General features: G+C 42.3%; 3 protein-coding genes. 2 read left to right on the top strand and 1 reads right to left on the bottom strand.

Translation table 11 applies throughout. The features are described from left to right. The first annotated feature begins 258 nt into the window (after positions 1-258). The gene (locus IBX40_11475; GenBank protein MBE0524938.1) at positions 259-1440 is read left to right on the top strand and encodes a c-type cytochrome; all 1182 of its coding nucleotides are present in this window, start codon (positions 259-261) and stop codon (positions 1438-1440) included. Positions 1441-1527: 87 nt separating this feature from the next. Here IBX40_11475 and IBX40_11470 read toward each other — a convergent pair whose 3' ends face one another. Next, positions 1528-2490, bottom strand: coding sequence for a phosphatase PAP2 family protein (locus IBX40_11470; protein ID MBE0524937.1), 963 nt, complete (start codon positions 2488-2490; stop codon positions 1528-1530). Positions 2491-2619: 129 nt separating this feature from the next. Between IBX40_11470 and IBX40_11465 the strand changes: the two genes are divergently transcribed. Beyond that, complete coding sequence (locus IBX40_11465; GenBank protein MBE0524936.1) at positions 2620-3891, top strand: adenylosuccinate synthase; 1272 nt, start codon at positions 2620-2622, stop codon at positions 3889-3891. Positions 3892-4027: the final 136 nt, after the last annotated feature.

Raw genomic sequence — 4027 nt, 5'->3', positions numbered from 1 at the left:
CTTTTTACTATATTTTTTTCAAGGCTTTTAATATTTTTATAAAATTGTTGGACGATAGTTTAATCTATATTCCAATTATATAGCCAAATGGGAGTGTTATAGATTCAAGTGTAATTTGTTGGCATGTTTGTGCTAGTTATCAATAATCTACCGAGTACACTCCTTTGATTACGAAAATGAGAAATAGAAAGGAGGAATTTATCTTTGAAATATAATAAAACTCTAATCTGTGCGATTGCTGTGCTCTTGACATTGGTCATGGGAACTGCGGTTGCTCAGGGTCTCAGTGATATAGAAGAACTGGGAGAAAAATTGTTCTTCGACCAGGACCTGTCCACCCCGCCTGGACAGTCCTGTGCCACCTGCCATGATCCCGCCTGGGGTTTCACAGGTCCTGACCATGATATCAATAATGCCGGAGCGGTCTACCCAGGGGCAATTCACACAAGGTTCGGCAACCGCAAACCACCCACTTCCGCTTACGGTGGTGACAGTCCGGTCTTAGATTACAACGTCAATGACGATGTGTTTATTGGTGGCATGTTCTGGGACGGCCGGGCAACAGGATTGACGTTAGGCGATCCACTTGCTGAACAGGCAATGGGTCCCTTCCTGAATCCCCTGGAACAGAACAATCCAAACGCAAGACTCGTATGCATTAAGGTTCGGAATTCTGATTATGCATACCTTTTTAATGAAGTATACCCCGATACCCCCCTGGATTGTGTCAAAGATGTGGAAGGAACATATGAGAGGATTGCCCGCTCTATCGCAGCATATGAGAGGTCAAGTGAGGTCAATCCATTCAGTTCCAAGTATGATGCCTATCTAAAAGGGACCATTGATCTAACTGTTGACGAAGCCAAGGGCCTTGAGCTTTTCGAAGGGAAGGCCAAGTGCAGCGCATGTCACATAAGTGAGAATGGACCTAATGGAGAGCCTCCGCTGTTCACAGACTTCACCTACGATAACCTTGGAATCCCCAAGAATCCGGAAAATCCCTTCTACTCTATGCCGCCGCACTTCAATCCTGACGGTATGGATTGGGTAGATTATGGATTGGGTGGTTTCCTGGCAACAACACTCGATAAAACACCCGATTATAGTGGTATGGCTGATGATAATATGGGGAAGCATAAGGTCCCCACCCTGCGCAATGTGGACAAACGGCCGGACGAAGATTATGTAAAAGCCTACGGGCACAACGGCTACTTTAAGAGCTTGAAAGATATTGTGCACTTCTATAATACAAGAGATGCACTAAATCCAAATTCTTGTGAGGACATTAACGATCCTTCACCTGGAGTTAACTGCTGGCCAGCACCTGAAGTAGATGCAAATGTCAATGACGTCGAGCTGGGTAATCTCGGATTAACTGATAAAGAGGAGGATCAAATAGTCGCATTCATGATGACACTATCAGACGGTTACGAGCCCTGATAAACTTGACCAATAGAGTGCATGTGATCGTAAGATTGCACGCACCATTTTTTTTGAATTTCAAACCAATTTACCAATTATTAATTCTTAAATATAAGTCAATGGATGATAATTCTGGATTGAACCGCAATGTGGACACTCAATATGGGTACTATGGGGAATTATAGAAACCTGCTTTGAACATTTTTCACAGAATATCTGGTCCATGATACTCATCTTTTTTTCAATAGACACCAGAATCCTGTTAGGTTGGTTAAGAATTGTTCTTCTGTACTTAACAGCAATATAATAGCTGATCAAAGCCAGAATCGTACCTGCCACCAGATCGGTGATCCAATGTATGCCGAGATAAATGGTAGAAAATAATATGGCAATAGTAGAGATCACAATAAAAGCTTTGTATCTGGTAAGATTTGTCCTGAACATCACTATTAACATCGCCATCACAGATAATGCAGCATGGAGACTGGGAAAACCATTATCTAAAAATGGGTCTACCACCCTTACACCTTGATCAATAATCGGACTTAAATTATACAAAAGTGTTGACACACCTGGAAGTACATGCCCTGTTACTGTTACAGGGAAAAATATGTAGAAGGGAAAAGCTGTCAAATAAATGATAATGAATGCAATATTGAATTCTTCTAATGCTGTCACGTTGCGGGTAAATATCAGTATCAAAAAAGTGAATATCATTATAAAAGAAAAGATTATCAGGTAGACAAACCCGTTAAAATACGTCAGTAAGGGCGTGGCAAAACTCTGAAAATGAGCCACCATATCTCCTTCTATCATCATGATAAGGCTGGTATAATGTGAATTTATTTTGATATCAAAAAATTTGATAATTGTGGCTTGTGATTGAACTAATAAATAAACGAAAGATGCCGAGACCACAAAAGGCCAGAATCCTATTATAAACCTGCGTGGAGTAATCCTGCTGTTCTGTTCTCTTATCTCACATGGTATCAAAACATAATATCCGGCAATTGTCATCAATGCCAGTAACGGCAGCATAACAACTGTCATCAGATTTTCAGATACCATTCCACACCATCTTGATTATTCTTATTTAATTGTAAGATATATAGATTTATTGATAATATTAAGTCGTTATCCTGAAAATAATTCGTTATCAAAATCTTATTATTCAATTATCTCCCTGTATTACATCATATGTTTACAATAATTACAGGTACCCAGTTCGGGGACGAAGGCAAGGGAAAGATAGTAGATCTGATGACAAGGGAATATGACCTTATCGTGCGTTTCCAGGGAGGAGACAATGCAGGTCATACTGTTGTGGTTAAAGGAAAAACGTTTAAGCTGCACGTAACCCCGTCAGGTGTGCTGTTCAATGCCAGATTGTTGATCGGTCCTGGAGTTGTATTAAACCCTCAGACCCTGGCAAAAGAACTCGATACCCTGGCTGATGACAAGATATCAGTTGATGGTAAAAAGCTGGGTATTGATGCGAAGACCAGTATCATCATGCCGTACCATGTGGAAATGGATGGATTACGCGAGTCTGCCAGGACAGAAAAGATAGGTACAACCAAACGGGGCATCGGTTATGCCTATATCGACAAGGTGGCAAGGGATGAGATACAATTTGCAGACCTGATAGATGAGGAAAAACTGCGTGGACGCCTGAACGAGCTTGCGCCCATAAAAGCTGCCCAGATAGAAAGTATGGGCGGCGATCCTGCAATTATGTATGATGAAAACTGGATCTCAACATATATCGAACTGGGACGCAGGTTTGCACCATTTATTGCTGATGTATCCCATGAAGTAAATACTGCATTGGACCATGGAAAAAAAGTCCTGGCAGAAGGGGCCCAGGGAACACATCTTGATGTGATCCACGGCACTCAGAAATTTGTAACATCATCCTCATGTATTGCAGGTTCAGCATGTGCCAATCTTGGTGTCGGACCCACCAGAGTTGACCAGGTACTTGGTATTTTAAAAGCCTATATTACCCGTGTGGGGGAAGGACCACTGCCCACCGAATTAAAGGATGATACTGGTGAGATGATCCAAAAAGCAGGAGGCGAGTTCGGCACTACCACCGGGCGGCCCAGGCGGTGCGGCTGGTTCGATCTGCCACTGGTCAAAAAATCTGTTGCACTGAATGGTTATACCAATATTGCGTTAACAAAACTGGATGTATTGTCTAACATTCATCCTCTTCGCATATGTGCGGCTTACCAGCTTGATGGCAAAACACTGGATTACCCGCCTGAAGCCACTTCAGACCTTGCACGATGCAAGCCTGTATTTGAAGACCTGGATGGCTGGGATGGGGACCTGACAGGCATTCGGAAGATAGATGACTTACCCGCAGGTGCCATAGAATATGTAAATCGGCTTGAGTCGTTGGTCGGTGTCCCTTTCAAATACATTTCTGTCGGCCCCGGGCGGGAACAAACCTTTATAAAATAAGGTTTAATCTTCATTTTGAGAGGGTTGATTAGTAGAATCGACAGATGTATTGGTTCCGGGCAACAACTGGCATCTATGGGTAATTATCATGATATTGAAGGCATCTCTATTTAACAGACTTGAGGACAAGAAGGTC

This window comes from Methanosarcinales archaeon (assembly GCA_014859725.1).
In the GTDB taxonomy this organism is placed as follows: Archaea; Halobacteriota; Methanosarcinia; order Methanosarcinales; family Methanocomedenaceae; genus Kmv04.
This window is presented reverse-complemented; position numbering and strand designations above follow the sequence as displayed.

Bases quoted from the DNA above. Each gene is read 5' to 3' on its own strand.
- IBX40_11475 (MBE0524938.1), top strand. From the start codon at position 259: ATGGGAACTGCGGTTGCTCAGGGTCTCAGTGATATAGAAGAACTGGGA.
- IBX40_11470 (MBE0524937.1), bottom strand. From the start codon at position 2,490: ATGGTATCTGAAAATCTGATGACAGTTGTTATGCTGCCGTTACTGGCA.
- IBX40_11465 (MBE0524936.1), top strand. From the start codon at position 2,620: ATGTTTACAATAATTACAGGTACCCAGTTCGGGGACGAAGGCAAGGGA.